At 68.7% G+C, this 26,897-nt stretch carries 26 protein-coding genes, 1 tRNA gene and 1 pseudogene; 9 read left to right on the forward strand and 19 right to left on the reverse strand.

Translation table 11 applies throughout. The features are described 5' to 3' along the window. Positions 1-29: 29 nt before the first annotated feature. Positions 30-115, reverse strand: a tRNA-Leu gene (locus tag MEBOL_RS37085). 94 nt (positions 116-209) lie between these two features. On the opposite strand from MEBOL_RS37085, the gene MEBOL_RS37090 reads away from it, so the two are divergent. The 3 genes from MEBOL_RS37090 to MEBOL_RS37100 all read left to right on the forward strand — a co-directional run bounded on the left by MEBOL_RS37090 (position 210) and on the right by MEBOL_RS37100 (position 4,040). Continuing rightward, positions 210-956, forward strand: a complete 747-nt coding sequence (locus MEBOL_RS37090; protein WP_095981830.1) for a tetratricopeptide repeat protein — start codon at positions 210-212, stop codon at positions 954-956. A gap of 338 nt (positions 957-1,294) precedes the next feature. Further along, on the forward strand, positions 1,295-2,257 hold the full coding sequence (locus tag MEBOL_RS37095; protein ID WP_095983238.1) for a GGDEF domain-containing response regulator: 963 nt from the start codon (positions 1,295-1,297) through the stop codon (positions 2,255-2,257). A gap of 61 nt (positions 2,258-2,318) precedes the next feature. Then, a complete protein-coding gene (locus tag MEBOL_RS37100; RefSeq protein WP_095981831.1) occupies positions 2,319-4,040 on the forward strand; it encodes a response regulator in 1,722 nt (573 codons plus the stop codon). Here the strand turns inward: MEBOL_RS37100 and miaA are convergent. From miaA to MEBOL_RS37125, 5 genes are all read right to left on the reverse strand, one after another. Further along, complete coding sequence (miaA, locus tag MEBOL_RS37105; protein WP_095981832.1) at positions 4,028-4,945, reverse strand: tRNA (adenosine(37)-N6)-dimethylallyltransferase MiaA; 918 nt, start codon at positions 4,943-4,945, stop codon at positions 4,028-4,030. The two genes, MEBOL_RS37100 and miaA, sit on opposite strands and share 13 nt — an antisense overlap. Positions 4,946-4,971: 26 nt before the next feature. Further along, a complete protein-coding gene (gene hisS / locus MEBOL_RS37110) occupies positions 4,972-6,216 on the reverse strand; it encodes a histidine--tRNA ligase (RefSeq protein ID WP_218920972.1) in 1,245 nt (414 codons plus the stop codon). Positions 6,217-6,242: 26 nt separating this feature from the next. Next, the gene (gene asd / locus MEBOL_RS37115) at positions 6,243-7,085 is read right to left on the reverse strand and encodes an archaetidylserine decarboxylase (protein ID WP_095981834.1); all 843 of its coding nucleotides are present in this window, start codon (positions 7,083-7,085) and stop codon (positions 6,243-6,245) included. A gap of 51 nt (positions 7,086-7,136) precedes the next feature. Further along, complete coding sequence (locus MEBOL_RS37120; protein ID WP_095981835.1) at positions 7,137-7,820, reverse strand: hypothetical protein; 684 nt, start codon at positions 7,818-7,820, stop codon at positions 7,137-7,139. A gap of 93 nt (positions 7,821-7,913) precedes the next feature. Next, positions 7,914-8,981, reverse strand: coding sequence for an SEL1-like repeat protein (locus tag MEBOL_RS37125; protein ID WP_095981836.1), 1,068 nt, complete (start codon positions 8,979-8,981; stop codon positions 7,914-7,916). Positions 8,982-9,086: 105 nt separating this feature from the next. Here MEBOL_RS37125 and MEBOL_RS37130 point away from each other — a divergent pair, with 105 nt between their 5' ends. Next, positions 9,087-11,012: a RecQ family ATP-dependent DNA helicase gene (locus MEBOL_RS37130; RefSeq protein ID WP_095981837.1), complete on the forward strand. Its 1,926-nt coding sequence runs from the start codon at positions 9,087-9,089 to the stop codon at positions 11,010-11,012. Between the two features lie 9 nt (positions 11,013-11,021). Further along, the gene (locus MEBOL_RS37135; protein WP_095981838.1) at positions 11,022-11,273 is read left to right on the forward strand and encodes a hypothetical protein; all 252 of its coding nucleotides are present in this window, start codon (positions 11,022-11,024) and stop codon (positions 11,271-11,273) included. A gap of 12 nt (positions 11,274-11,285) precedes the next feature. Here MEBOL_RS37135 and rnk read toward each other — a convergent pair whose 3' ends face one another. Continuing rightward, positions 11,286-11,711, reverse strand: coding sequence for a nucleoside diphosphate kinase regulator (rnk, locus tag MEBOL_RS37140; protein ID WP_095981839.1), 426 nt, complete (start codon positions 11,709-11,711; stop codon positions 11,286-11,288). Positions 11,712-11,908: 197 nt separating this feature from the next. Between rnk and MEBOL_RS37145 the strand changes: the two genes are divergently transcribed. The 3 genes from MEBOL_RS37145 (at position 11,909) to MEBOL_RS37155 (ending at position 14,914) form a co-directional block, all read left to right on the forward strand. Beyond that, positions 11,909-13,426: a DUF2380 domain-containing protein gene (locus tag MEBOL_RS37145; protein ID WP_095981840.1), complete on the forward strand. Its 1,518-nt coding sequence runs from the start codon at positions 11,909-11,911 to the stop codon at positions 13,424-13,426. Beyond that, on the forward strand, positions 13,423-13,890 hold the full coding sequence (locus tag MEBOL_RS37150; protein ID WP_095981841.1) for an NUDIX hydrolase: 468 nt from the start codon (positions 13,423-13,425) through the stop codon (positions 13,888-13,890). The genes MEBOL_RS37145 and MEBOL_RS37150 overlap by 4 nt, the downstream gene beginning before the upstream one ends. An 88-nt stretch (positions 13,891-13,978) precedes the next feature. After that, the gene (locus tag MEBOL_RS37155) at positions 13,979-14,914 is read left to right on the forward strand and encodes an AraC family transcriptional regulator (protein ID WP_218920850.1); all 936 of its coding nucleotides are present in this window, start codon (positions 13,979-13,981) and stop codon (positions 14,912-14,914) included. Between the two features lie 307 nt (positions 14,915-15,221). On the opposite strand, the gene MEBOL_RS37160 is transcribed toward MEBOL_RS37155, so the two are convergent. From MEBOL_RS37160 to MEBOL_RS37210, 12 genes and pseudogenes are all read right to left on the reverse strand, one after another. Further along, entirely contained in the window at positions 15,222-15,515 is a 294-nt protein-coding gene (locus MEBOL_RS37160; protein ID WP_095981842.1) for a hypothetical protein, read from the reverse strand. A gap of 23 nt (positions 15,516-15,538) precedes the next feature. After that, positions 15,539-15,862 (reverse strand): annotated as a pseudogene (locus tag MEBOL_RS37165) (AHH domain-containing protein); the annotation flags it as partial. Positions 15,863-16,070: 208 nt separating this feature from the next. Then, positions 16,071-16,412, reverse strand: coding sequence for a hypothetical protein (locus MEBOL_RS41650; protein ID WP_157823898.1), 342 nt, complete (start codon positions 16,410-16,412; stop codon positions 16,071-16,073). 663 nt (positions 16,413-17,075) lie between these two features. After that, entirely contained in the window at positions 17,076-17,777 is a 702-nt protein-coding gene (locus MEBOL_RS37170) for a hypothetical protein (protein ID WP_095981843.1), read from the reverse strand. 54 nt (positions 17,778-17,831) lie between these two features. Further along, entirely contained in the window at positions 17,832-19,142 is a 1,311-nt protein-coding gene (locus MEBOL_RS37175; protein ID WP_157823899.1) for an McrC family protein, read from the reverse strand. Beyond that, positions 19,139-20,704 carry an AAA family ATPase gene (locus MEBOL_RS37180; RefSeq protein WP_245919200.1) on the reverse strand — a complete coding sequence of 522 codons (1,566 nt, stop codon included), beginning with the start codon at positions 20,702-20,704 and terminating at the stop codon, positions 19,139-19,141. The genes MEBOL_RS37175 and MEBOL_RS37180 overlap by 4 nt, the downstream gene beginning before the upstream one ends. Next, positions 20,705-21,436 carry a metallophosphoesterase family protein gene (locus MEBOL_RS37185; protein WP_095981846.1) on the reverse strand — a complete coding sequence of 244 codons (732 nt, stop codon included), beginning with the start codon at positions 21,434-21,436 and terminating at the stop codon, positions 20,705-20,707. Positions 21,437-21,445: 9 nt separating this feature from the next. Further along, positions 21,446-21,790 carry a TIGR02266 family protein gene (locus MEBOL_RS37190; protein WP_095981847.1) on the reverse strand — a complete coding sequence of 115 codons (345 nt, stop codon included), beginning with the start codon at positions 21,788-21,790 and terminating at the stop codon, positions 21,446-21,448. A 156-nt stretch (positions 21,791-21,946) separates the two neighbouring features. After that, positions 21,947-22,870, reverse strand: coding sequence for a PfkB family carbohydrate kinase (locus MEBOL_RS37195; protein ID WP_095981848.1), 924 nt, complete (start codon positions 22,868-22,870; stop codon positions 21,947-21,949). A 117-nt stretch (positions 22,871-22,987) separates the two neighbouring features. Beyond that, entirely contained in the window at positions 22,988-24,511 is a 1,524-nt protein-coding gene (locus MEBOL_RS37200; protein WP_095983240.1) for an MlaD family protein, read from the reverse strand. Positions 24,512-24,523: 12 nt separating this feature from the next. After that, on the reverse strand, positions 24,524-25,291 hold the full coding sequence (locus MEBOL_RS37205) for an ABC transporter ATP-binding protein (RefSeq protein ID WP_425437584.1): 768 nt from the start codon (positions 25,289-25,291) through the stop codon (positions 24,524-24,526). A gap of 1 nt (position 25,292) precedes the next feature. Then, the gene (locus tag MEBOL_RS37210) at positions 25,293-26,114 is read right to left on the reverse strand and encodes an MlaE family ABC transporter permease (RefSeq protein WP_095981850.1); all 822 of its coding nucleotides are present in this window, start codon (positions 26,112-26,114) and stop codon (positions 25,293-25,295) included. A 197-nt stretch (positions 26,115-26,311) separates the two neighbouring features. Here MEBOL_RS37210 and MEBOL_RS37215 point away from each other — a divergent pair, with 197 nt between their 5' ends. Continuing rightward, a complete protein-coding gene (locus MEBOL_RS37215) occupies positions 26,312-26,890 on the forward strand; it encodes a hypothetical protein (protein ID WP_095981851.1) in 579 nt (192 codons plus the stop codon). The last annotated feature ends 7 nt before the right edge of the window (positions 26,891-26,897 follow it).

A 26,897-nucleotide genomic window follows, 5' to 3' on the forward strand; every position in this document is an offset into this window, starting at 1 on the left:
CCGACCCGGCGGGTGACAGCTCCCAGGAATGGCCCTCCCCGGACTCGAACCGGGACGCGGGGTCAGCCGCAGCGGATTTTGAGTCCGCCTCGTCTACCAATTTCGACAGAGGGCCCCTTGGGGGTGGAACGAGCAGACGTATACATCGATGCCGCGCCGGACGCATCCGAAGATTGCGGTCCCCCGTGCTGATCGCTAAACGGGGCGCCATGTACAACCTCCTCATCGCCTTGGGTGTGGGACTCGCCATTACCCTGGGTGTCAAGCTGACCGGCCTCGGCCCCCTCTGGGCGGGCATCATCCCTGGCACCATCGCCCTCGTGGCCACCTACTTCCTGCTCGCTCAGCGCGTGGGCAAGGAGCTGCAAAAGCTCATGCTCGCCGTCCAGAAGGAGCTCCAGGGCCAGCCCACCAGCCAGAAGGACGCCCAGGCGCGCATCGAGCGGGCCATCAAGATGTTGGAGGGCGGACTCGTCTACGAGAAGCGGCAATTCCTCGTGGGGCCCGAGGTGCACGCCCAGATTGGAATGTTGAAGTACATGTCCAAGGACCTGGACGGCGCCCAGCGGCACTTCGCCCTGGCGAGCGGGCGCAACTACATGGCCAAGGCCATGGAAGGCGCCCTGCACTTCCAGAAGAAGGACTTCGCCGCCATGAAGAAGGCCTTCGAGGCCGCGGTGACGGCCGGCAAGAAGGAGTCCATCGTCTGGGCCGTGTACGCCTGGTGTCTCCTGCAGAACAAGGAGAAGGACGAGGCGCTCAAGGTGCTCGGCCGGGGCACCGAGGCCAACCCCTCCGATGAGAAGCTCAAGAGCAGCCTGGCCGCGATCCAGAACGACAAGCGGCTCAAGATGAAGCCCTACGAGCCCCTGTGGTGGCAGTTCGGCCTGGAGACGCCTCCCCCCCAGATGATGGGCGGCGGCGGCCGGCGGGTTCAGTTCAACCCCCGACGCTGACCCCTCCCTTCCGGGAATTCCTACCGGTCTCCATTCCCGAGAACACTGCAACTCTTGCCTAGCCGGGCGCCCGTCCGCCGTCGTTCTGATCGCAAGCCCCTGGAATCACGTCTCCCTTTTGGGATGGGTCAAGGGGCACGTCCCTTGCTTCTGGGGACGGCGTCGTCCTGGGAGCGTGGGCCCGGAGACGAAGCGGCCGGGGGTCTTGGGTGACGGAGGACATGGGGTGCACGCCAGCGATGGCGGCGACGGATGGGCGGGAGGCGGGTTCCTCCGGGCGTGACACCCGGGACTTCCGAACGGACATGAGCGGCCCGGTTCAGGGAGCGGAGCGGATGATGCAACGGCACGACCGACATGGCGAGAAGGCCCTGATCCTGGTCGTGGATGATGACGCGGGCACGCGAGAGAGCCTGTTGGAGCTGCTCGCCCCCCGGTTCGATGTCGTGGGCGCCAACAGCGGGCGCTCCGGCGTGGAGCTCGCCCGTGAGCGGCACCCGGACCTGGTCCTCCTGGATCGCTTCCTGGACCAGGAGGACGGGCTGGCGGTGCTCGAGGCCCTGCAGCACGACCGGGCCACGGAGTCCGTGCCCGTCATCTTCCTCACGGGCGACTCGGACGAGGCCACCCTGGAGAAGTGTCTGGAAATGGGCGCGGTGGACTTCGTGCACAAGCCGGCCAGCTCCCGCGAGCTCGTGGCGCGCATCGATCGGGCGCTGCGCCAGAGCGAGCAGCAGCAGCGCCTGCAGCAGATGGCCCAGACGGACGCGCTCACGGGCCTGGCCAACTTCCGCGCCCTGTCCGCGCGCCTGGAAGAGGAGTTCAAGCGCTCCAACCGCTATGACTACCCCCTGTCCGTGGTGGTCATCGATCTGGACCACCTCAAGGCCATCAACGATGGCATGGGCCATGACGTGGGCAACCGCGCCATCCTGGCGCTCGCCAACCTGCTGCGCACCAACCTGCGCGAGGTGGACTTCGCGGCGCGCTTCGGGGGCGATGAGTTCGTCGCCCTCCTGCCCCACCAGACGGCGGCCGAGGCGGCCATCCTCGCCGAGCGCATCCGCGCGGGCCTGAGGGGCGTGAAGATCACCCGCGCGGACGGCCGCCCCGCCCCCTTCGGGCTGAGCGTGAGCGTGGGAATCGCCGACCACTCGGCATCCTATCCGCGCGAGAGCACCGACGAATTGTTGAGAGCCGCGGACGAGGCGCTCTACGAGGCCAAGCGAGAGGGGCGCGACCGTGTGGTGGTGCACCGCTCGGCGGAGCTCGCGGCTCCCAGAGCGGCCCAGCGGCACTAGCTTCAAGAAGGTCTCATACCCCCAAGAGGTCCCGATGGATGGCGGCGGAGCGAGGGCGAGGATGAACGGCGGCAGACTGTCGAGCGGCTCACGGGTGGCCATCATCGGGGGTGGAATCGCCGGGGTGGGAATGGCCGCCTCCCTGCTCTTCAACGCCCGGGCCCGGGGTTGCGCCGTCGACGTGCGCGTGTACGACAGTGGGGATCCCAGTGGCATCGCCCCACCCGCCGTGCTCACACCCGAGTGCCGCTCGCGCCTGGCCGCGCTCGGCTGCCGCATTCCGCTGGAGTGGCGGGCCCACGAGCTGCGTGGGGTGGAGATTCTCTCCCACGGTCAGCGCGAGGTGCTGCCCTCGGCGCCCGGAGGCCTGTGGGTGGTGGATGGCTGGCCCCAGGGCCAGGGCGGCGTGGCGCTGGTGCGCGAGGTGCTCGCGGGCGCGGCCACGGCCCAGGGCGCGCGCTTCATTCAACGGCGCGTGGAGCGGGTGGAGAACCAGCCCTCGGCGCCGGACGCGCCCGCCGCGGTGCGCAAGAACGGCCCCCTCGTGGTGCGCGCCCAGGGCAGCGGCGAGCGTTTCCACGCGGTGGCGCTCGCCACGGGCGCCGGGCCCTCCCTGGGCGACTCCTTCTTCCCGGGCTTCCAACCCGCTCCCACCGTGGCCGCCGTCCAGGCGCGGCTGCGACAGGCCTCGCCCCGGGCGGCGCCTCTCGCCCGGCTGTGGCTCTCGCCCCTGCCCACCGTGGATGGCCTGTGGCTGCTGCCAGGCGCCCACTCGGTGTACGCGCTCGCCTTTGGCCCCGCGGTGACACCGGCCGATCTGTGCCAGGCCCTGATGATGGCGGCCCGCGACGGCCTCGTGGAGGAAGGCTTCGAGCTGGCGGCCCTGGAGACCACGCGGCTGCCCTACGGGCCCGGCCGCTCGCTCGTCGCGCCCGGACAGCTCGCGGTGGGCGCGGTGGCGCTCGGCCATCCCCTGCAGCTCGGCCTGACGGAAACGCTCGCCTCATGCAGCCGCGCGGCCGTGGCCCTGCTCGACGCGGGCCTGGAGGAGAGCGCCCTGGAGCGCCGCTACGTGCGCGACGGCCTGGCCGAAATGCTCGAGGACGCGGCCGCGGGCGCGCGCTCCATTCCCTGGCTGCGCCGGGCGGGCCGCCGGGCGCCCCAGGCCTTCCTCACGGCGCGCTCGCGGGGAAGCTCGGGTGGCATGGGTGGAGGGGGCGTGCTCGGCCTCTCCGCCCCCACGCCCCTCTCCCTGCTGTCCACCGCGCGCTGGGCCGGGGTGCGCGAGACGATGGCCTCCTGGGTCCGCACCACCGTGGAGCCCCTGCCCACGACGATTCCCTCGATGGAGCCGGACCTCTACTACATCGTGGATGACGATCCGGATCAGCGCGAGGCGATGACGCAACTCTTGGAGGCCACCGGCGCGCGCGTGGTGGCCTTCGCGGACGAGCTCGCCCTCTTCTGCGCGGTGGCCCGCCGGCCGCCCACCGCCATCCTCCTGGACGTGGTGCTGCACTGGGTGGACGGCCTGCGGCTGTGCGAGGGCCTCAAGCAGCATCCGCTCACCCGGGACACCCGCGTGGTGGTGATGAGCGGACTCAACCGGCCCCATGTGCGCCAGCGCGCGCTCGAGGCCGGGGCCGAGGCCTTCCTGCCCAAGCCCGTGAATCCCGAACGGCTCCTGCGCCAGTTGCTCGGCATGGTGCCCGCCACCCCGCCCGCTTCCGCCACGAAGAGCCAGGAAGCGCTCTCCGAGGAGTCGGGCCGCTACGCCTCCTGAGCCTCGGCCTCCAGCACCGCCTCGTAGGGCGGCTCCACGAAGCGCGCGCCCGGCTCCTTGCGAAACCACGTGAGCTGCCGCTTGGCATAGCGGCGCGTCTCCTGGGCCGTCTGCGCGATGGCCTCGCGCTCCGAGAGCGTCCCGTCCACCACCGCCTTGGCCTGCACGTAGCCCACGCTGCGCATGGGCGCCGCCTCGGCGTAGCCCCGGCCGAGCAGCGAGCGCACCTCGTCCACCAGCCCGCGCGCGAACAGCGCCTCGGTGCGCGCGTCGATGGCCCGGTAGAGCGCGTCGCGCGGCGGCGAGAGCACATACATCCGGAAGGGATAGCGGCTCGGCGCGAAGGCGTGCTCCCGGCGGAACTCCGAGGCCGGCTTGCCCGTCTGCGCGTGGATCTCCAGCGCGCGGATCACCCGCATCAAGTCCTGGGGAGGCAGCTTCGCGGCGGTCTCCGGATCCACCTCGGCGAGCCGGCGGTGCACCCCCTCGCGGCCCTCGGCGGCGGCGAGCGCTTCCAGCTCCGCGCGCAGCTCCGGACTCGCGCCCGGCGCCTCCACCAGCCCGTGCAGGAGGATGCGCAGGTACATGCCCGTGCCCCCCACCACGAACACCCGCCCGCCCCGCGCGTGGATGTCCGCGATGGCCGCGTCCGCCCGGCGCTGGTACTCGGCGGCGGAGAACGGCGCCAGGGGCTCCACCACGGACACCAGGTGGTGCGGCACGGCGGCTCGCTCCGCCTCCGAGGGCTTCGCGGTGCCGATGTCGAAGTGCCGGTACACCTGCTGCGAGTCCGCGCCGACGATCTCCCCGCCGTGCCGCCGGGCGAGCTCCACGGCGAGCGCGGACTTGCCCGACGCGGTGGGCCCGGTGATGACGGTGAGGCTCGGCCGCTCCGGTGTGCTCATGGGACGTGCCGAGCCCTTGGATCCACTCAGGCCGCGGGCTTCGCGGCGTGGAGCGTCTGGGCCAGCTCCGCGAGCTTCACGGGCACGGGCTCGCCCCCGGCCATGGGCTTGAGCTGGGCCTGGCCGCTCGTGCGCTCCAGCTCGCCAAGCACCAGCGTGTAGGTGGCGCCCACCTTGTCCGCGCGCTTCATCTGGCTCTTGAGGCTGCCGCCGCGCGTGTCCAACTCCACCCGCAGGCCCTCGCGGCGCAACCGGCTCGCGAGCGCCAACGCCTCGTCCGCCGAGCCCTCGTCCGCCACGGCGATGAAGAGCTGGGCGGGCTGGCCAAAGCGCTGGCCGCTCTCGCGCAGCAGGAGGCACAGCCGATCCAATCCCAGGCCGACGCCCACCGCGGGCACATCCGGCCCGCCCAGGCTCTTGACCAGCTTGTCGTAGCGTCCGCCGCCGCCCACCGTGCTCGCCGTGCCCAGCACCGGGTGCGCGGCGATGAACTCGAAGGTGGTGCGCGTGTAGTAGTCGAGCCCCCGCATGATGCGGTGGTTGATCTCGAACTTGATGCCCAGCGCGCCCATCTTGCGCTGCACGCTCGCGAAGTGCTCGCGGCACGGCTCGCACAGGGACTCGAGGATGCTCGGCGCGGCGAGGGCGATCTGCTGGCAGCGCTCCACCTTGCAGTCGAGCACCCGCAGGGGGTTGCGCTCCAGGCGCACCTTGCAGTCCGCGCACAGCTCGTCCACGTGCGCGCGCAGGTGGCCCACCAGCTTCTCCTGGTAGGCGGGGCGGCACGTCTCGTCCCCGAGCGAGTTGATGTTGAGCGACACGTCCTTGAGGCCCAGCGTCTGCAGCAGTTGCACCACCAGATCCATGATCTCCACGTCCTGGGCGGGCTCCTTCGAGCCGTACGCCTCGGCGCCGATCTGGTGGAACTGCCGGTAGCGGCCCGTCTTCATGCGCTCGTAGCGGAACATGGGGCCCATGTAGAACCAGCGCGTGAGCGGCTCCTGGTTCACCACCGAGTGCTCGATGTAGGCGCGCGCGGCGGGAGCGGTGCCCTCGGGGCGCAGGGACAGACTGCGGCCGCCCTTGTCCTCGAAGGTGTACATCTCCTTGCCGACGATGTCCGTCTCCTCGCCCACGCTGCGCACGAAGAGCGCGGTGTCCTCGACGGTGGGCGTGCGCACCTCTCCGTAGCCAAAGCGCGAGAAGAGCTCCCGGGCGGTGCGCTCCACGTGCTGCCACACCTCCACCTCGCCCGGGAGGATGTCGTTCATCCCCTTGGGGCCGGCGATCTTCTGGCTCACGGAATCTCCCCGATGCGGCGGCCCAGGCGCACGACGGCCTCGGGCTGCAGGCTCGCGTCCCACTTCACCCGGCCCGGCTCGAAGAGCAGGATGACGGTGGAGCCCATCTCGAAGCGGCCCAGCTCCCCGCCCTTCTCCACGGGAAGGGCCGTGCCATAGCGGTGCACCTTGCCGGGCTGGCCCTGGTGGGTGATGACGTCCTCGTAGGCGGCCTTGATACGCGACACGCACGTGGCGCCCACCTTCACCACGGCGCACTTGCCCGCCACGGTGTCCAGGTACGTGATGAGCCGCTCGTTCACGCAGAAGAGCGACTTCTTGTTCTTCACGGACGCGGGGTTCACGGGCCAGAACTCGCCCGGGATGTAGGCGTAGCCGGTGACGGTGCCGCCGAGCGGCGCGTGGATGCGGTGGTAGTCCCGCGGCGACAGGTAGATGGTCGTCCAGGCGCCGCCGTGGAAGGGCTTCGCGGCCGCCTCGTCCCCGAGCAGCTCCCCCACCGTGTAGTGGATGTCCTTGGCCTGCAGGACCCGGCCGTGCTCGGAGTAGCCCACCTGGGACACGGCGCCATCCACGGGGGACACGACCACCTTCTCGCCCGGATCAATGGGGCGCGCGCCCACCTTGAGCCCCCGGGTGAAGAACTCCGCGAACGTGGGGTAGTGCTCCAGGGCGTGCTCGGCCTCGGCGGCGTCCACGTTGTAGAGCTTCGCGAACGTCTTGATCGCCGCCCGGTGCAACGGCGCGGGCACGGGCAGGCGCGTGGCCATCCCCACCGCCGTGGACAGAGCGGACTTGGGGAGGATCTGCATGAGCTTCATGAAGTTCTGTTCGTTCATGAGTCGGGGACTTCGGGGGTGAAGGGTGGAACGCTCGCGGTGCCGTGAGCGTCAGCGTCCTGCATCTCCCGCGGGGCGCGTGCCACCATCCGCGGAAACGGCCTGGAGCGCACTCCTGGGCGCCAGGCCAAGAACCTTGCCGTTTTCGACGATCATCAATTGATCCTGGAGCGAGGCGTACTGTTGGCGACACGCCGCGCGGTCCGCCAATTCCCAGCTCTCCCGGATGCCCCGGCCCTGCACCTGCAGGGACTCTCCCTGCTTGAAGCAGCCGGAGAAGCCGCTCGACAGCTCCGCCACCGAGGTGCCAATTCCTGGCGTCCCCCCACCCGTGCCCGCGTCCGTCCCGGCATCCGCCTCCTGGGCCGGCGGGGGCGCCGGACGCGAGGGACCTCCCGAGGGCTCCGTGAAGCCCAGGGGCATCTGTCCGGACTTGCGAGCGCTGGCGAGGGCGTCCTCCCGGGCGCGCTGCTGGGAGCGGGCGCGCTGCTTGCCCTCCTCGATGCGCGTGCGCAGCTCCCGGGCCGACGCGGCGTCCAGGCTGTCCTCGGGCACCTGGGTCAGCAGGGTCTCGATGGACGCCAGCTCGGGGTCCACGAAGGCCTCATCGCCCTTGGCGGCGAACAGCTTGCCGAAGCGGGTCTGGGCCTCGTAGTAGGCCTCGGAGGGCTTGGCGGGCTTGCGGCAGGCCAGGGGGGCGGCCAACAGGGCGGCGGTCAGGAGGCCGACGAGCATCCGGCCAACTCGGGGGCTGTAGGTGCGCACAGGGTGGGTTTTCTACGCCATTTCCGGGCCCGCGCACCCCTTTTTCGCGGCGGGCGCCCGCGCTCAGCGCTTGCCGAGCACCTGACAGGCCTGGGCCACGCCGCCCGCGCAGGCCTTCTGGTACAGCTCGGCGGCGCGCTTCTCGTCCTTGGGCACGCCCTGGCCGTGCGCGTGGATTCCCGCGAGGGCCATGCACCCCACGGCCAGTCCCCCGTCACACGCCTTCCCCGCCAGCTCGGCGGCGCGCGCGTCGTCCCTGGCCACGCCCAGGCCCTTCGCATGGAGGAGCGCGAGGTTGTAACACCCCGAGGCATCTCCGCCCGAGCAGGCCTTGTCGTACATCGCGGCGGCGCGCGTCAGATTCCGGGCCACGCCCCGGCCCTCCTGGTGGAGCTCGCCGATCCGGAAACAGCCCGGGGCGTCTCCGAGCGCACAGGCCTTGTCGTACAGCTCGGCGGCGCGCTGGCCGTCCTGGGCCACGCCCCGGCCCTGTGCGTAGAACCCACCGAGGTTGTAGCAGGCCAGCGCCATGTCGCCCGTGCAGGCCTTGTCGAACAGCGCGGCGGCGCGCTTGTCGTCCTTGGGTACGCCCCGGCCCTCCTTGTAGCTCACCCCGAGGTGGTTGCACCCCAGGGCCAGGCCTCCATCGCACCCCTTCTTGAAGAGCGAGACCGCGCGCTTCTCGTCCTTGGGCACGCCCCGGCCCTGCTTGAGGAGGACTCCGAGGCCGCTGCAGCCCTTGGCCTCGCCCTCCCGGCACGCCTTGTCATACAGCTCGGCGGCGCGCTTCGCGTCCTCGGGGACTCCGAGCCCCTGGTCGTAGCTCACGCCGGCGTTGTAGCAGCCCGAGGCCAGTCCCCCCTGGCACGCCTTGTCGAACAACTCGGTGGAGCGACGCTTGTCCGGAGCAACGCCATTGCCACCTTGAAGGAGGATGCCGAGGAAGCTGCAGGCCTTCATCTCGCCCTGGTTGCACCGCGCCTCGATGCGCTCCCGGGTGGGCGCCCGCGCGTTCTCGGGGGCCTGGGAGGACTCGCCCCCCCACGCCACCGCGCCCAGCAAGCCCCCCATGACGACGCACAACCCCCTGCTCCACCGCGCCGCGATTCCTCGCGTGCCTGACGACGACATGCCGGACCTCCTCGGACCGGGGGGAACGCCCAGCGCGCCACGTCCCCGGGGCGCCCAGCCTATCACTCCCCCGCCCGAGGACCTTCTGTCATAGCCTCGGGCACGATGCCCGCCCCCACCGACGTGCTGCGCTCCGTCTTCGGCTTCCCTGGCTTCCGAGGAGGGCAGGAGGCGGTCGTCTCGCGGCTGTTGGACGCACGCTCCGTCCTGGCCATCTTCCCCACCGGCGCCGGCAAGAGCCTCTGCTACCAGCTCCCCGCCCTGATGCTGGACGGGCTCACCCTGGTCGTCTCTCCACTCATCGCGTTGATGAAGGATCAGATCGACTTCCTCACCGGCAAGGGCATCCGCGCCGCCCGGCTCGACTCGACGCTCGGAGCGGAGGAGATCCGCCAGCTCCACGCGGACCTGCGCTCGGGCGCGCTCAAGCTGCTCTACGTCGCGCCCGAGCGCCTGGGCAACGAGCGCTTCCTCCAGACCCTGCGCGGCCTGCGCCTGTCGATGCTCGCGGTGGACGAGGCCCACTGCATCAGCGAATGGGGCCACAACTTCCGGCCCGACTACATGAAGCTCGCCCCGCTCGCCAGGTCCCTGCGGGTGGAGCGGGTGCTGGCGCTCACCGCGACGGCCACGCCCTCGGTGGCCCGGGACATCGCCGCCGCGTTCGACATCTCCTCCGGGGACATCATCCAGACGGGCTTCCACCGTCCCAACCTCACGTTGCACGTCACACCCACCGCGGGCGGAGACGCACGCTGGGAGGTGCTGCTCGCGCGTCTGGGGTCCCGCCCGCGCGGAGCGACGATCGTCTACGTCACGCTCCAGCGCACGGCGGAGGAGCTGGCCCAGTACCTCCGAGGCCACGGCTACGACGCGCTGGCGTACCACGCCGGCATGGAGCCCGAGACGCGGCACCAGGTGCAGGACCGGTTCATGAACTCCCCGGACGCGGTGGTGGTCGCGACGATCGCCTTCGGCATGGGCATCGACAAGAGCGACATCCGGGCCGTCTACCACTGCAACCTGCCCAAGAGCCTGGAGAACTACGCGCAGGAGATTGGCCGCGCGGGGCGGGATGGACAGCCCTCGGACTGCGAGCTGCTCGCGGCCATGGCGGACGTGACGGTGCTGGAGAACTTCACCTTTGGAGACACCCCCACCCCCGAGGCCGTGACGGGCGTGCTCGGGCACGTGCTCTCCCGGGGCGAGACGTTCGACGTCTCCGTCCACGAGCTCTCCCACACCCACGACGTCCGTCCGTTGGTCATCGAGACGATGCTGACGTACCTGGAGCTGGACGGGCTGCTCGAGTCCACCGGCCCCTTCTACAACGAGTACAAGTTCCAGCCCCTCGAGCCCCTGGACGAGGCCATCGCCGGCTTCGACGCCGCGCGCGCCGCCTTCCTGCGGAGCGTGTTCGCCCTCGCCGAGCGCAAGCGGACCTGGTCGGTGCTGGAGCTCGACACCGTCGTCCAGAAGACGGGAGAGCCGCGCCAGCGCATCGTCGCCGCCCTCAACTACCTGGAGGAGCGGGAGGTCTTGAAGCTCCAGGTGTCGGGGGTGCGCCAGGGCTACCGGTTGAAGCGCACGGACTTCGACGTCCAGGCACTCACCCGCACGATGCGGGAGCGCTTCGAGCAGCGCGAGCGCCGGGACGTGCAGCGGCTGCGGCAGGTGCTGGACTTCGCCCGCCACGAGGGCTGCCGCACCCGCTTCCTGCTGACGTACTTCGGCGAGGAACTGGGGGCGGACTGCGGCCACTGCGACGGGTGCGCGGGCGAGCGCACCGGGGCCCTGCCTCCCCTCCCGGCGATCGATTCACTGGAGGCCCAGACGCTCGCGCGGGTGGCGCGCTTGCGCGCCGAGCACCCTGAAGCCCTCGCGGCCCCGCGCCAACTGGCGAGGTTCCTCTGTGGCATCAGCTCACCGAGCGCCATCCGCGCCCGGCTCACCCGGCACCCGCTGTTCGGCCAGCTGTCGGACGTGCCCTTTCAACGAGTGCTCTCCCTCCTGGAGGGCGCGATGCCCTAGGCTGCGGGCGTGAGCACGGATTCCCTCGAGGACAATGGCGGACGTACGGATCGTTGGCAGAGCCTGGTGGCGGGCGCTTTCCGGTTGGAGGAGGCGCCGCCATCGGAAAACGCCCTTCCCCCCGTCATGCAGTACCTGGACAACCTGCTGGAGGTCTTCCCCTCGAGCCTGGACCCGCTGGAGGACTTCGAGGGCTACGCGGTCCGGCGGATGGCGCTCGCCCTGCGGCACGCCCTGGAGCGCGCTCCGGGCGGCCGCTAGGAAGTCACGCGCCTACAGGTGGAAGTGCCCCGCCGCCTCGGGCTGGTAGGGCACGGACATGATGCGCAGACGCTTGTGCTGGCCGCGAGGCAGGGGCCACTCGATCACCTGACCCACGGACAGCCCCAACAGCGCCGCGCCAATGGGCGCGAGCACGGAGACGCGCCCCTCGGCCACGGACGCGTCCTTCGGATAGCAGAGCGTCACCTCCCGGGTCTGCTGGGACTGCTCGTCGAGGTACACGACGCGGCTGTTCATGGTGACCACGTCCGGGGACACCTGGACGGGCTCGACGACGATCGCCCGGGCCAGTTCGGCATCGAGCGATTCCGAGGCCGCGAGGCTCCGGGAATCACCGGTCGAGTCGATCACGTTGCGCAGCCGCTCCAGGTCCTGCGACGTCACCACGATCCGTGGCTCCGAGCTTCTCTCCGTCATGCGCGGGCTCCTTGCACTCGCGAGTGGGCAAAAGGCCCATTCTCCGCGCGGGGACTCCCATGTCAACTGGGCGTCCCCGACAGCGCGCCCCACGGCCGGGCCATGCGCTAGAGTCCATCCTTCTTTCGCCCAGGACCCCCATGATGAAGGACGACGATTCCTGGGCTCCTTCGCCTCCATGGGCCTGGGGGCGGACAATGCGCGCGGCTCCACTCCGAGTCTTGTGGGCGAGCCTGCTGCTCGCCCTGTCCACCGGCTGCCTGGCACTGACACCACCACCCAGCCAGGGGATGAACCTGCGCTACACGCCACGAGAGGCCGTTACACCCGCGGCCGAGAGGTCAGGCCTCGAGGCTCCTCGCTCCTTCGCTCCAGCGCCTGAGACCGAAACACCGCAGCGGCAGCACTGGCGCCGGGCCTCCCGGGAGGAGGTGACGGTTGTGGGCTCGGACAGCACCGAGAAAGCCGCGCAACAGGGAGCCCTCGCGGCCCAGCTGGCCTTTCGCAATGCCGTTCTCCACGTGTCGGGCTCCACCCGCCGCCTCTCCAGCGAGTTCTCCAGACTCAAGGCCAGTGAGCAGGGCATTGGCGACGAAAACGGCACCTTCGTTCGCTACGTCGATTACGGCGCCCAGCAACCGCGGTGGATTGACGCCCAGCTCGCCGCCGCCACCCGGCTGGCCAATGCCGCTTCGGAGGTAGAAGACCCGGACATGCAGCTCGCCCTGCTGCGCCTCGCTGGCCCACGGATGGAGGCCGCCATGATGGGCTCGCTCCTGCTCGCCGTCTGGCTCGACTTGCTCAACCTCACCGACTCCGTGCTCACCCAGCACACCTACAGCATGGAGAGGATGTTCGCGGACATGTTGCGTTGGCAGGAGATGCTCGAGCCTGCCATGACGGCGTTCTCCTCACTGGAGCCCGGACAGGTGGAGGCCGCGACGCAAGACGTCCCCGCGCTTGTAGGCCATCTCACGGGCGAACTCGCCGCAACGCTCGAGACCATGCGCAAGGGGGCGGAGAACGTCACGAAGATGCTGGTGCTCAAGGATACCATCGAGGCGCTCACCATGCTCCCGGCGTTGAAGTTCTCGCTGCCCTCGGTGCCTCCGTCCGCTCCCGCCCTGCTCGGCATTGGACTCTCCGTGGGAGGCAACGGCGTGATGATGGGCACGCGGCTGGTCGTGTCCGCCGAGTGGGTGGAGATGATGCGCCAGTTGGTACGGGCAGGCGTCCTTTCACTACCCGTCGTCAGTGCCGCGGTCCGGATTCAGGCGGGCCAGGTAATGCTGGCGCAGGCCCACCACGAGCTGCCCAGGGGCGTGCGCGAGGCACTGGGTGATGGACCCGAGGTACGGGGCATGCGGATGACGGGCCGAGCGGGAGCCGGCATGGCCGAGCCGCCACGGCATCACGTCCTGCCGCAAGAGTTCCGCGAGTGGTTCGAGAAGCGCGGCTTCACCGGCGAAATGGACATCGACCAGTTCTGCGTCGAGATGGAGCAGGCGCACCACGAGGCCATCCATGGCGGCGGTAACTGGCATCTCGGTCGCACATGGCCCGACGAGTGGAATCAGATGATCATGAGCGTCCTGCGCCAAGCCGAGGCCAAGGCAGGCCGGATGTTGACGCCGAATGCGACCCTGAAACTCGTCGAAAGAGAGATGCGTCGCTATAAAATCCCGATGAACTTCGTCCCCGGGAGACGGCAATGAACGAGGGCCGTTCCTGGCGGGGCCACTGGGCTGCCCGCCTGTATGAGCGGGTCCGTGAGCGAGGTTTCAGTTCACTCACCGCCTTCGCTGACGCATACCCTACCCTCCCACTGGTTGAACTGGCCGAGGAACTGGGGGACGACCTCAACGCGGTGCAAGTCTTCAAGGGGCTGGTTGAGGAGGCAGAACGAAGCCATCAGGTGACTCGCTTGGTGCGCGGCCAACTCGTGCGTGAACTGTACGAGAGCTTCCCCAACGGCTGGCCGGCCCAAATGGACGACGAAGCCCGCCTGGAAGTTGCCATGGCGCTCGGCTCTTGGTTTGGCTTCACCCCAGTCACTCATCAGCAGCGCGTCGACCGGGCCAGCGATGCACTCCTCGCTACACCGCCGCCACCCGGCTGGCGCCCACTCGGCCCCGACGACGAGCTATTGCGCGCGCTCCTGCCCGACGAGGAAGTCTAACCCCAGGGTGTCAACTGGGCGCCCGACAGCGCGCCCCACGGCCGAGCCATGCGCTAGAGTCCATCCTTCCTTCGCGCGCTTCCGGGTGGTGGCCCTGGATCCTCTCTCCGAAGTCCTCTCACTCCTCAAGCCCCGCGGGTATGTCTCCGCCGGCCTCGATGCCGGGGGTGACTGGGCGCTCCAGTTCCCTTCCCACGAGGGCATCAAGTTCAACGCGCTGCTCCATGGCACCTGTTGGCTCTCCGTCGAGGGCGATCCGCGCTCCTACCGGCTCGAGGCGGGCGATTGCTTCCTGCTCACCCGGGGCCGTCCCTTCACGCTCGCCACGGATCCGTCCCTCGACACCACCGACGCCCGGACGATCTACGCGGCCGCCCGGGGCGGTATCGCGACACACAACGGCGGAGGGGACCTGCTGCTGGTGGGCGTCCGGTTCGCGTTCGCGGCGGAACACGCGGACCTTCTCTTCGGAAGCCTGCCCTCCGTCGTCCATGTGCGCCAGGCCTCCGATCAGGCCCTCGTCCTGAGGTGGGCGCTCGAGCGGCTGACCACGGAACTGCGCGAGCCCCAGCCCGGAGGATTCCTCGTCGCGGAACACCTCGCCCACATCATGCTGGTGCAGGTGCTCCGGCTGTACCTGACCTCCCGTGAGCCCCAGGACACCACCCGCGTCGGCTGGTTCTTCGCGCTCTCGGATCGACACCTGAGCGCGGTGGTCGGAGCCCTGCACGCCGAGCCCGCGCGCCCGTGGACCGTCGAGGAGCTCGCGCGCATCGCGGGCATGTCGCGCTCGACCTTCGCCATGAAGTTCAAGCAGGGGGTGGGCCTGTCGCCGATGGACTACCTCACGCGGTGGCGGATGCGGCTCGCGGGAGACAGGCTGCGCCACTCCGGGGAGAACGTTTCCTCCATCGCCATGTCGCTCGGCTACGAGTCCGAGAGCGCCTTCAGCACCGCGTTCAAGCGCGTCATGTCGTGCTCCCCGGGGCAGTACCGGCGCGGGCGGAACCTCACCGCGCCCTAGGACAGGAATGTCCCGCCCGAGGAGGAAACGCCTCCCCGGGCGGGGAGCCCCGCCGCCCGGATCGGCGGTGTCCTCGTGGGGGTCGGCTTCCCTCTGGAGTGGGGCTGGCGGCGCGTCCGTGGGGGTCCACCAGCGTCCGGCTTTCTTGGGTACGACTTGGGTAAAGAGCCGAGGTCACAAGCGCTGATTCAACAGCCCGTCCCGTTCGTGCTCTAGCGCATCTGCAAGGGCGAGCCCTACGGCAATCAGGTAATCGGCCACTCCTTGTCCCATCGCTTCAGTGTCTGCTGACGGCCCCGTGGTTCCTTCAGGAGAGGAGCTTCGAGCCGATGAAGCGCAGGAGCGACGAGAGCCAGACCAGGGCATAGGCGGTCGGGGGGCGTTGGCCGGACGCGATCTTCTCCACCTCGTTCCAGTCATCGGACAACTGACCCATCGTCAGCTCGGACTCAGGTGGGGAAGTGTACACCGAATACAGGTGCTTCTCCGGGATGCTCCAGTAGAAGTCCTCGGTGACTTCGATCTCCGTACGGCCAGTTCGCTCCAGATGGTCGAACAGGGCATTTGCTGCCCGTCGCAGGTCGGAAAGCTGAATCTTCACGGTTCTCCTCCCAAGTCTCTGATGGCCTTCATCGCCACCGCGCCCGGCGCCAGGGCGATGGTGACGGTCTCGGCACTCACGGCGACCGTCTTCACTTCCCCCACAGCCGCGAGCCGGATGCCCACCTGCGTTTCGGCTTGTACTGCCGCCTGCATGGAGCCGGGCAGCTTCGGCACCTTCGCGGCCAGCCCTGGCGCCGTGTTGCCAATGGCCGCCATGGCCAGCATGGCGAATGCTCGCGCCGCGTTCCGGCCCATGAGCTTGCCGTACCGCTCGCCCGCTGCGCGCAGTTCGGTGAACGTGGTGGCCCGGTCCGCCTCGTCCATCAGCCGTTTGAAGCCCACGACCGCCAGCTCGGCCAGGGCCTCGGCCTCGCTCCGCACGTCCAAAGTTGGGTACAGGAGGTTCAAGAGGGCAGGGCGTTCCGCAACCCCACCGGGGCGGCTACGGAAAACCTCAATGAAAACGGGTCGGTAGGACAGAGGAATCGAACCTCCCGGGGACGTGCTTCCACGCCCCCCACCGGTTTTGAAGAACACTCAGGTCGGCGATGGGTCAGCAGTCATCCCACTTCGCGCCAACACAAGTCCAGCCATGTTGGCCACAACGGTAGTCACCCAGGTTGCGGCAATTGCCGGGCTCGGCGTTTCGGTAGGGGCCGATCCAGGCAGCCGGATTGTGCGAGCACTTGATGTAGCAGCAGGCCTTGAGTTCGCCCACCCTGCCCTCCTCCGACTCTGGCCGATCCGGGAACCATTCCGCCCCTTCCTCGGGCGTGCCGGGCGCGGTGGAGGCGGAAGTCGTCGATTCATCCTCCTGCTGGGAACTCCCTCCACAACCGACCGCCAGAGCGGCTCCGAGCAAGAGCACACCAATACCGCTGAATCCATTCTTCATGGGTATGTCCTTTCGAATTATTCATGCACCCCAGTCTGGGGTCACGGATTCAGTACGCGGATGGGGCTAACACTTTCTCCAGGCATTGGTCTCGTAGGCCAGCCCTCGCTGTTTGCACGAGTATTTGGCAAAGGCCGGACAATTGTTATAAACGATGGATGGATAGGGCCCCGCCCAATCCACGCCCGCGCATTTGACATGGCAGCAGATGGCGAGTTCTCCGGTCGTGCCGCTCGGTTCTCCGTCCGGGAATGGGCCCTCCGGATTCGCCGCCGGGCTCTCCCCGGGCGCCGTGGCCGAGGGAGGGCTCACGCTGTTCGAGGAATCCGCCGTCTCCGCTCCGTCCTGCGCGGTGCCGCCACAACCCACGGCGAAACCCGCTCCCGCCAGAAACAAGCACATACGACCAAGCCACTGTTTCATGGGTTCTTTCTCCTGTCCTTGGCACGTCTTCACATCCGCCAACACGCTCAATCACCGACAATCCAACCCAGTGATGGAGCGCTGATATTCAGGATTGGCGTTGAAAACGACACAGACAAGGAGTCGCCCGAGAGGCATATCCGGGCCGACCCGCAGGGCAGCCAGGCAGCCAGGCCCGGACACCTTGAATGCATAGGAAAATACCGGGCTGCCTCGGGCCCCTCGTCAATGAGCGAGGTTCTAGTTCGGGAGGGTGCCCAGAGGCGCCCGGGTCAGCAGGAACACGGCCTGGGTGGACAGCCCCACGGCGTTGGTGACGGTCGCCGTGATGGCGGGAGTCACGTTGGGGTCCGTCGGCAGGAGCTCGGATCTCTTCCAGTGCACCTGGCTCGCGGCGCCCTGGGAGCGGAGCTCGGACAGCTCGCCCACGTTGCTCGTCCAGGTGAAGGTGAGCGCGCTGTTCCTCGGGTCCGCGGCCTTGATCTCGAAAGAGACGAAGCCGTTCTCGGGAACGCGGTTCGAGGACTGGAAGGTCTCCGTGATTTTGGGAGTGGAGCCCGCGACCGAATGGGATCTCACGCACAGGGACAGCGAACCCGTCGCCCGTCCCCCCTGCCCGTCCGTCACGTCGACGGTGAGCGCACAACTGGCACAGGACAACCCATCGGCGGCCGGCTGCGCCGTGGGCGTGAACCGGGCGCTCGCGAAGGAGGCATCGGCCCAGGTCCCCGCACAGGAACTCGACCAATGGTAGCGGAGTGTATCGCCATCGGAGTCACGGGTGCTGACCGTCACCATCGAGGACTCCCCCACCGCCACCACCGAGGGCCAGGCCGTCACCACGGACACCTCGGGCGGTGTATTGGGGCCCGCGCATCCACTCAATACGCCCCAGATGCTCAAGGCCAGTCGGGGAAAACCCATCTCACGGTGACGGTACATGAAACCCTTTCCTGGCGAATGTTCGCCAATGAAAAGAGGCGCGCACCGAATGGGCTATGCAGGGGTTTTTCGCCCCAGGGCGAGCCAACGCGCGAAGGCGGCCCGCTCGCTCGCCACATCGCCGCTGTCCTCGCGTTGGAGCAGGTCCGCCAAGGTGTGCAAATGAACGGGCCGGAGGATCACACTCGCCCGGCGGCCTCCGTGAATCACATCGTTGAGCTCGATGACCTGCTCCCGGGCCCGGGCCGCCAGCGTGGGGTACAGCAGCGTGGCCGAGCCCAGGGCACCGTGGCTCAGCGCGTAGAGGGAGAGCTGATAGAGCATGTCCCGGGGAAGAGGGGTTTCCCAGAGATCGCGGTACTTGGCGTCGAGCAGGGCGAGGACGGTCTGGCCCTCGCGGATGGCGAAGTCGGGACGCGGCACGGGGGCGCGGCGCTGGAGCGGGTTGTGCGCCGGGGCGTACGCCATCATCCCGTGAAGCGGGAACTCCTCGTGAACGGTGTACTCGGGAAGGTGCTCCGTGAGGAATCTCGACAGGAGGGCCTGGAAGAACCGGTTCATGTCGAAGAGGAATCCGGGCAGGACACGAGGGTTCGAGGTGTCTTCCAGCGTCATCCCCTCGGCCTCCAGGAGCAACTGGATGAGGGACAGGGCGGGCCGGTAGGCCGCCGTCAGACGGTTCGTTTCCTGGAGCACCCGCGCGAGCAGCCGGGGCTCCAGCCGTGTCGGTGTCACGCCTCGCAACAGCGCGTCGAGCCGGTGGAAGCGAAGCCGCAATGGGGGATCGCGCGTGAGCCGGGAGGCGAGCACGAGCCCCGCCCGGAGCGTCTGGTTGAGGGGCAGATCCTCGGTGCGGGGATGGTACGAGCAGCGCAGGCTCGCCCGGCCCGTGCTCAGGTCTCGCAGGGACGCGCCCAGGTCGATCCGTCCCCGGGGACTGGCGAGGTCTTCCTCGCGCCGGACATATCCCCGCCGCGGGCCCTGGCGCAGCAGGGTCCGGACCTCGCCCTCCAGCTGATGGAGGAGCAGTTCCTGGAAGGCATGGGGAGCGGTGTCCTGGACCAGGGAGTCGAACCACTCGAACTGGCACAGCCCATAGGCGTAGCGCAGCAGCGCGAGCAGCGGCATCCCCTGGAGCTTGGGGCGGATGACGACGCAGAGCGAGCCGAGCTGGATCGTCCCGACGTAGGACGTGGATTCCAGACACAGGCCCGACTGGAGATCCCGCACCCGCAGCCTGCCGGAGCGGTGCAGTGAGTCGGCGAGCTCCTGGACCTCGGGCGCCGCGTCCAGGTGGACGGGAGCGATTCGACTCCCTTCCTTCGGAGGCCAGCTCGACCACTCCAGGAGTTCGGCGGTGATCACGGCGAGGAGGTGACCTCGTCCTCCCGGAGCTCCGGACAGGGAGCGAGCAGGGCCTGGACCAGCTCGTGCTGCCGGTCGGGCGCGAACAGCTCGTGACGCACGCGCTGTTGCTTGCGGTCCACGAGGTCGCCGCCCAGCAGCTTCTCGAGGGCGCCCCAGTCCTCGTAGCAGTACTCCTCCAGCAGGGGGATCAGATCCTCCTGCACCACGCGCGCGAAGCGATGGAAGTCGGTGAGAGGGCCGCCCCGCTCCATGAAGTAGGCGTGGCCGACCTGGAGGTTGCGTCCATCACGGCCCACGTGCGCGAGGATGCGCTGGTTGAGCGCCTTCAACCAGGGGCCGAGCGCGATCCCCTCGACCCGGGCCGTCCCGAGCGCGTCGGGGTCGGGCATCAACTCCAGGAAGCCGAAGCGGCGGCGCAGGGCGGCGTCCAGGAGCGCGATGGAGCGGTCCGCCGTGTTCATCGTCCCCACGAGGTAGACGTTCTCCGGCACGTGAAAGGGCTCGCCGCTCAGGGACAGCAACACGTCCCGGCCCCGCTTGCTGGGCTCGAGCACGGTGAGCAGCTCGCCCATGATGCGCGGGACATCGCCCCGGTTGAACTCGTCGATGACGAGGTAGAAGCGCAGGTGGGGGCGCTGCCGGGCATCCAGGCACAGGCGCTTGAAGAGACCATCGCGGAGCGAGAAGCGCAGGGGTCCGCCCTCCTCGCCGTCCAGATGGGGCCGGTAGCCCTCGATGAACTCCTCGTAACCATACGAGGGATGGAAGCCGCACATGCGCACCAGGGCGCCCTCGGTCTCCGAGCCCTGGAGGACGGCGTCCCGCTGCGCGGAGCTTAGGGCGTCGAAGGGGCGGCCAAAGGCGGAGTACGCGGCGAGCTCCCACGCCGTCTGCTCGGCGAGGTACGTCTTCCCGGTGCCCGGAGGGCCATAGAGGATGAGCTGCCCCTTGCGCTCGAGCACCGCCTGGATGCGGCCCTGGAGCCCTGGAAGTGGAGGGAGGGGGTAGCCCCGCTGCGGGGTGCTCGAGGGCGGCTTCGGACCTCCCGGAGGCGGGCCCGCGACGCGCCGCAGGTGCTGCTCGATGGCGGCGATGCTCTCGGGGGCGTCGATCTCCCGCAGCAGGGTCCGCTCGGACATACGGCCCTCCCCCACCAGCGGGAACTCCTCCAGGGACAGCCAGTGGACCTGATGACGGTGGGAGAATTCCGAAGCGGCCTCGAAGAAGTAACCCCCTTCCACGCGCCCCACCCCGAGCACCCGCCGGTCTCGCATGACGAGGACGCGGTCGCCCTCGCGCACCTTCATGACGAAGTCGAAGAGCTGCTCACTGACCTTGCCCGCGCGGGGCGCCAGTCCTCCCTGGCGGCCCAGGAGGATGCCCAGCTGCTTGAGTCCCCGGGCACCCGGCTCGAGCCGCGACAAGTCCCCCAGTGCCCTGCCCTCCACCGCCACACAGGCCGCTTCCCGCATCACGGGCCAATGGGCCGCGGGGCCCTGACCCTCCAACGGGCCGACACACCAGTAGCGCTGGGGAGAGCCCTGACTCCTCGGCAGCACTCAGACGCCCAGGAACAGGCGCTTGCCGAAGTTGAGCGCGAGCGAGGCGTCGAAGATCTTCTGCGCCGCCGACTCGATGTCGTACTCCACCCGGAGGTACTCCACGGTGCGCGCGCCGGTGTCACAGATGACGAAGCAGGCCCGGTTGTCGTAGTCGCGGGGCTGGCCCACGCTGCCCACCGAGATGATGTACTTGTAGCCCCGGCGGATGCCGAACTTCTGGGCCACCACGTCGTGCACCTCGCCATTGCCGATGGCGAACGCCTTGCACAGGTGGCTGTGCCCGATGAACGTCACCTCGGGCAGGTGCTCCACGAAGGGGGCGAGCTCGCGCGCCTGCTCCAGCGCGAAGATGTACTCGTACGCCTTGGGCTCCACGGGCGAGCCGTGACAGAAGCCCACGTCGCCAATGCGGTACTCGTACGGGAGCGTCTTGAGCCACTCCATGTTCTCGTCGGACAGTACGCTGGCGGACCAGTCGAGGGCGTGGCGGGCGGCGTCGTAGTAGTACGAGTAGTCCATGCGCCCGGCGACCGCCGCGTCGTGGTTGCCCAGCAGCGTCACCTCCGTCACCTGCCGCACCAGGTCACAGCAGGCATTGGGCGAGGCGCCGTAGCCCACGATGTCCCCCAGCGAGACGATCCGATCCACCTTCTGCTCTTCCGTGACGCGGAGCACCTCCGTGAGCGCCTCGATGTTGGAGTGGATGTCGGAGATGATCGCGATTCGCATGTGGGAGGCTCAGTGACGACCGAAGGGGGACCCGCGCTGCTCGTCGGAGATGATGCGCCGTAACAGGTCCTGGACGCCAGAATCCATCCCCTCGAAACGCATTCCCATGCCAGCCGGTCCCTTGTCCTGCCGCTGGGGGCGGTTCCACATGACCGTGGCCTCGGCCATCACCTCGCGCACCTCGCCGGAGCTCAGCCTCAGCAGCGCCTTGCGACCCGTGTTCAGGGGGGTGCTCGTCTGAAGGAAGAGCCCGCCCTCGCTCAGGTTGGCGATGCGGGCATACAGGGTGATGTTGTCCGACTCGCACCAGCAGCGAAGGCGCGAGGCGAAACGCGTGCTCTTCCGGTTATCCATCCGCAACCCGCTGTCCTCCGGCTCGCGTCCTCCCCGTCCCCGCCCTCCACACCGGTCTGATTCCACCCCCTGAAAATCAGGGGGCGAAGCGTCACGAGAATAGCTACAGCATAAAAATCCGTCAAGCCAAGACTGGACGGCGCTTCGGGCCCGGGCTCAGGCGTCCAGCATGGGCAGATCGTCGAAGTGCGTCAGGCGCTTGAACTCGGAGAAGCGGGCGTGGAGGTCCGCGCGGCTGATTTCCTTGAGGCGCTCGAGGCTGAACTTCTCCACGGCGAAGGACGCCATGACGCTGCCCATCACCATGGCGCGCCGCAGCACGTCCGAGTCCACCTGCTTGGCGGTGGCGAGCATGGCCATGAAGCCCCCGGCGAAGGTGTCGCCAGCGCCGGTGGGGTCGAATACGTCGGCCAGGGGCATGGCCGGGCAGGCGAACACCTGATCCTTCTCCACGAGCAGGGCGCCGTACTCGCCGCGCTTGATGACCAGACGCTCGGGGCCCATGGCGAGGATCGCGCGGGCGGCGCGCAGGATGTTGTGCTCACCGGACAGCTGGCGCGCCTCGGTGTCGTTGACGAAGAGCAGGTTGACGCGCGCGAGCGTCTTGATCAGCTCGGCCCGGCTGCCGTTGATCCAGAAGTTCATGGTGTCGGCGGCCACGAGCTTGGGCGCCTTGACCTGATCCACCACCTGGGCCTGGAGCTCCGGGTGGATGTTGCCGAGCATGACGTACTGGGCGTCGCGGTGGAGCTCGGAGAGCTTCGGGGCGAAGGACTGGAAGACGTTGAGCTGGGTGTCGAGCGTCTCCGCCTCGTTGAGCTGCCAGCCGTAGCGGCCCTTCCAACGGAAGGTGCGGCCCTTCTCCTGGGACACGCCGGAGATATCCACGGAGCGTGAACGCAGGAAGTCCAGGTGGGCCTGGGGGAAGTCCTCCCCCACCACCGCGAGCATCTGCACGGGGGTGAAGAAGGAGGCCGCGGTGGCGAAGAAGGCGGCGGAACCGCCGAGCACGTCCTCCTTGATGCCGAAGGGGGTTTCCACCGAGTCCAGCGCGACCGAGCCAACAACGAGAAGAGACATGGGCAATCCAGGGGAGAGGCCGTGAGGCGGCGCACGAGGCTCCCAGGGGCCCGTGCCGTGGCGAGGTACGATTTTTGGGCCGGTCAGGTCAAGCGATACCCGGAATTCCCACGGGCCTCAGGGGGTGGGGAGGATGGGCAGCAGGGCCTTGAGATCGTCGTCCGTGAAGTACAGGCCGCCACCGAAGAAGAAATCCCGGCCGGCGAGCATGCGGCGGGTGTTGAGGTCGCGCCGCGGAGCATTGAGCCAGTCGTCCAGGCCCACGGTGAGGAAGATGCGATCGAAGGCCTGGGCGCGCAGCGACGTGCGCAGGCGGGGGTAGCGCAGCTCGTCCACCGAGAAGTTGAAGGCGTCCATGCGCAGCATCAGATGATCCTCGAGGAAGTGGAAGTCGGCGCCCACGCCTCCCGTGGACTCGATCATGCCGAAGCGCAGGGTGGTGAAGTAGTAGCGCTTGGCGAACTGAGCGCTGAACGTGAAGCCCTGGCGGGTGATCTTCTGCGCCTGGAGGACCGGGTCTCCCGAGGAGGGTGGGTTGGTCTGGGTGTAGACCGTCTCCGTGACACCGCGCGGATCGTCGACGACCTCCAGCAGGTAGTACTTGTCCGGCCGGGGGGCGACCTTCAAGGACACGCTATTCTTGGACGTCCCCTGCCCCGTGAGCCAGGTGGCCTGCAACCCCACCTCCGTCTGCATCCCGGTGAGGGTGGACGCCAGGTTCGACACGTCCTCCACGGTCTCCGACAGCTTCTGGCCCAGGCGCTTGTCGGTGAGCAGCGTGCCCACGGCGCCCTCGCCGTTCTTCACCTTCTGGGTGACCTCCTCGATATTGGCGAGCGAGCGATCCAACCGCTCCATGGTCTGCTTGAGGCTGGCCACGCTGTCCTTGAGGTCCCCTTCCCCGTTGCCGACGATCTGCCGCACCGAGGTGAGCACTTCCCGCGTGTCCTGGGTGATGACCTCGATGTTGCGCACGATGTTGCTGACGCTCTGCTCGTTGGACTGGGTGAGGCCGCGCACGTCCGCGCTCACGCCCTCGAAGTTGCGCAGGATGGCGTCCAGTTGCTGCGAGGAGGAGCGCACCGTCAGGTCCACCGACTCCGACAGGCGCACCATGTTGTCCACGATGCGCCCGAGCGAGCCCGCCCCCTTCTCTCCGCCGAGCACGTCGCGCAGCGCGCCCGTCACCTGCTGGATGTCCGCGGTGATCTGACTGAGCGACGCGAAGGCGGCCTCCATGCCCTGCACGTCCACGACCTTGCGGATCTCCTCGCCGTTCTTGAGCGGCGGGGTCATCTCGGTGCCGGGGTTGAGATCCAACAGGTAGTCGCCCAGGAGTGATTCCGAGCGCTTGATGAGGGCGGCGTCCTGGTGCAGCTCCACGTCGTTGCGGATGCGCACGGTCACCCGGGCCCGGGTGCCGTCGAGCCTCACCTCCGTCACCTCTCCCACGGGGATGCCGGCGATCTGGATGCGGCTCTTGGTGCCCAGGCCCGAGGCGTCGCGGAAGAAGGCATACGCCTCCAGGGACTCGTCCTTGCCCAGCCCCCCCTTGCGGGTGAAGGCGATGAAGCCGAAGAGGAATCCCCCGGCGACGAGCACCAGCAGGCCTACGCGAAAGGGTGTGACGAGCTTCTTCACCGGCATGGACTCCTAGTCATTCTTGCCGAACCAGGTCTCCAGGAAGACCTTCACGGTGGGGTGCTCCGAGGCGCGCACCTGTTCCGGGGGTCCCTGCTCCAGGATGACGCCCTTGCTGAGGAAGGCGATCTGGTTGGCGATATTGAAGGCGGACGCGATGTCATGGCTGATGACGACGCTGGTGATGCCCAGCTCCCGCTGCGCCGCGAGAATCATTTCATCCACGTAGTCGGTGGTGATGGGATCCAACCCCGTGGTGGGCTCGTCGTAGAGGACGATCTTCGGATTCATCACGATGGCGCGCGCCAGCCCCACGCGCTTGCGCATGCCGCCGGACAGGTCCGCGGGGAACTTGTCCTCCACCGCCCGGGACAGGCCCATCAGGTCCAGCTTCGAGCGCACGAGCGTGCGAATCTCCTCCTCGGACATCTCGCGGTGCTCGCGCAGGGGGAAGGCCACGTTCTCGAAGACGTTCATCGAGTCGAAGAGCGCCGCGGCCTGGAACACCATGCCGTACTTGTGCCGCACGCGCGCCAGGTCCTCGGGCCCCATGGGGACGACGTCCTCGCCGTCGACGATGACCTGGCCCGCGTCCGGCTTGAGCAGACCGATCATGTGCTTCATCAACACCGTCTTGCCGGAGCCCGAGCCCCCGAGGATGACGCAGGTGTTGCCCTCGGCCACCGACAGGTTGATCCCCGTGAGCACCTGATGTCCACCGAAGGACTTCTGCAGGCCCTTGATCTCGATCATCGGCCGGGGGGGCGTCGTGTCCGCCATTTCAGTGGAGGAGGACCCCGACGATGAAGTCGAGGATGAAGATGGAGAGGGCGCTGTTGACCATGGCCTCCGTGGTGGCCTGACCCACGCCCTTGGCGCCACCGGTGGCGTTGTAGCCCTTGAAGCAGCAGATGAGCGCCACGGCGAGGCCGAAGACGGCGCCCTTGATGAGGCCCTCGAACACGTCCACGGGCTCCAGCCACTGCTGGGTGCGCGTGATGAACGTGCCGGCGGACACGCCCTGCACCGACACGGACACGAGGTAGGCGCCGAAGATGCCCGCCGTGTCGAAGAGCAGCGTGAGCACCGGCACCATGAAGAGGCCCGCCAGCACCCGGGGCACCAGCAGGAACTGCACCGGGTTGACGGCCATGGTCTCCAGGGCGTCCACCTGCTCGGTGACGCGCATGGTGCCCAGCTCCGTGCACATGGCCGAGCCCGCGCGCATGGTCATCATCAGCGCGGAGAACACGGGCGCCAATTCGCGCGTGAGCACCAGCGCCACCGTGGGGCCCACGAGGCTCTGGGCGTCGAACATGGCGAAGGCGCGCGCGGACTGGTTGGCGAACACCATGCCGGTGAAGAGTCCCGTGAGCAGGACGATGAAGACGCTGCCCACCCCCACGAAGTCCAACTGGAAGAAGAGGTTGGTGAGACGCAGGGGCCGGCGCACGCTCAGGCGCGCCACGTCGGCGCCGAGCGTCACCAGGCGGCCCAGGTCCTCCACCCGCTCGATGAGCCCCCGGCCCAGGGACTCAATGGCCTGCACGAGCGCGGAGGGGCGCGGGGGTTCTTGCGCCTTCTGGGGGGTCTCGGGGGGCACGGGTGCTTCCTACTCTACGTGCCCCCGTTCCAGGCACAAGCAAACGCTCCAGACCCCCCCACCCGGGCTTTCCGGCACTCCAGGCATCCAGGCGCGCGCCGCGTCTCCGACAAAGGGGTTTCTCCCGAACGGGGTTGCCGTTATGTTCCGCCCCCCTTTTTCAACCCCCCTCACAGAGAAGCGAGAAGCACACACCCATGGCGACCCAACACAAGGTCGGCGGCGAGGTCGACGCGTTCTGTACCCGGTGCCGACTCACGCTCGCACACACCATCCTCGCGATGGTGGGCACGAAGATCGCCCGCGTCCGCTGCAACACCTGCAACGGAGACCACGCCTACCGCTCCGCGCCAGGCACCACCGACAAGCCGACGCCCTCGGCCCGCTCCTCCAGCGGTTCCTCCTCCTCCAGCGCCTCGCGTCCCAGGGCGAGCCGTTCCTCCGAGGAGAAGGTCATCATCTCCTTCGAGGAGCAACTGGCGGGCAAGGACATCGCCAACGCCCCGCGCTATACCCCCAAGGACACCTATAAGGTGGATCAGGTCATCCACCACCCCACCTTCGGGCTGGGACTGGTGACGGCGGTGCGCGGCAACAAGGTGGACATCACCTTCAAGTCGGAGACGAAGACCCTCGTGCACGGCACCGGAGGCGGCGCGGCGGAGAAGCCCGCCTTCAGCCCCCCCAACGCCAAGGTGGCGGCCCCGGCGGACAAGCCGATGGCGGCCCCCGCGGACGAGCCTGCTTCCCCCTCAAGCGACTCCGTCGAAGGTTGACAGAGGC

This window comes from Melittangium boletus DSM 14713 (assembly GCF_002305855.1).
GTDB classification, from domain to species: domain Bacteria; phylum Myxococcota; class Myxococcia; order Myxococcales; family Myxococcaceae; genus Cystobacter; species Cystobacter boletus.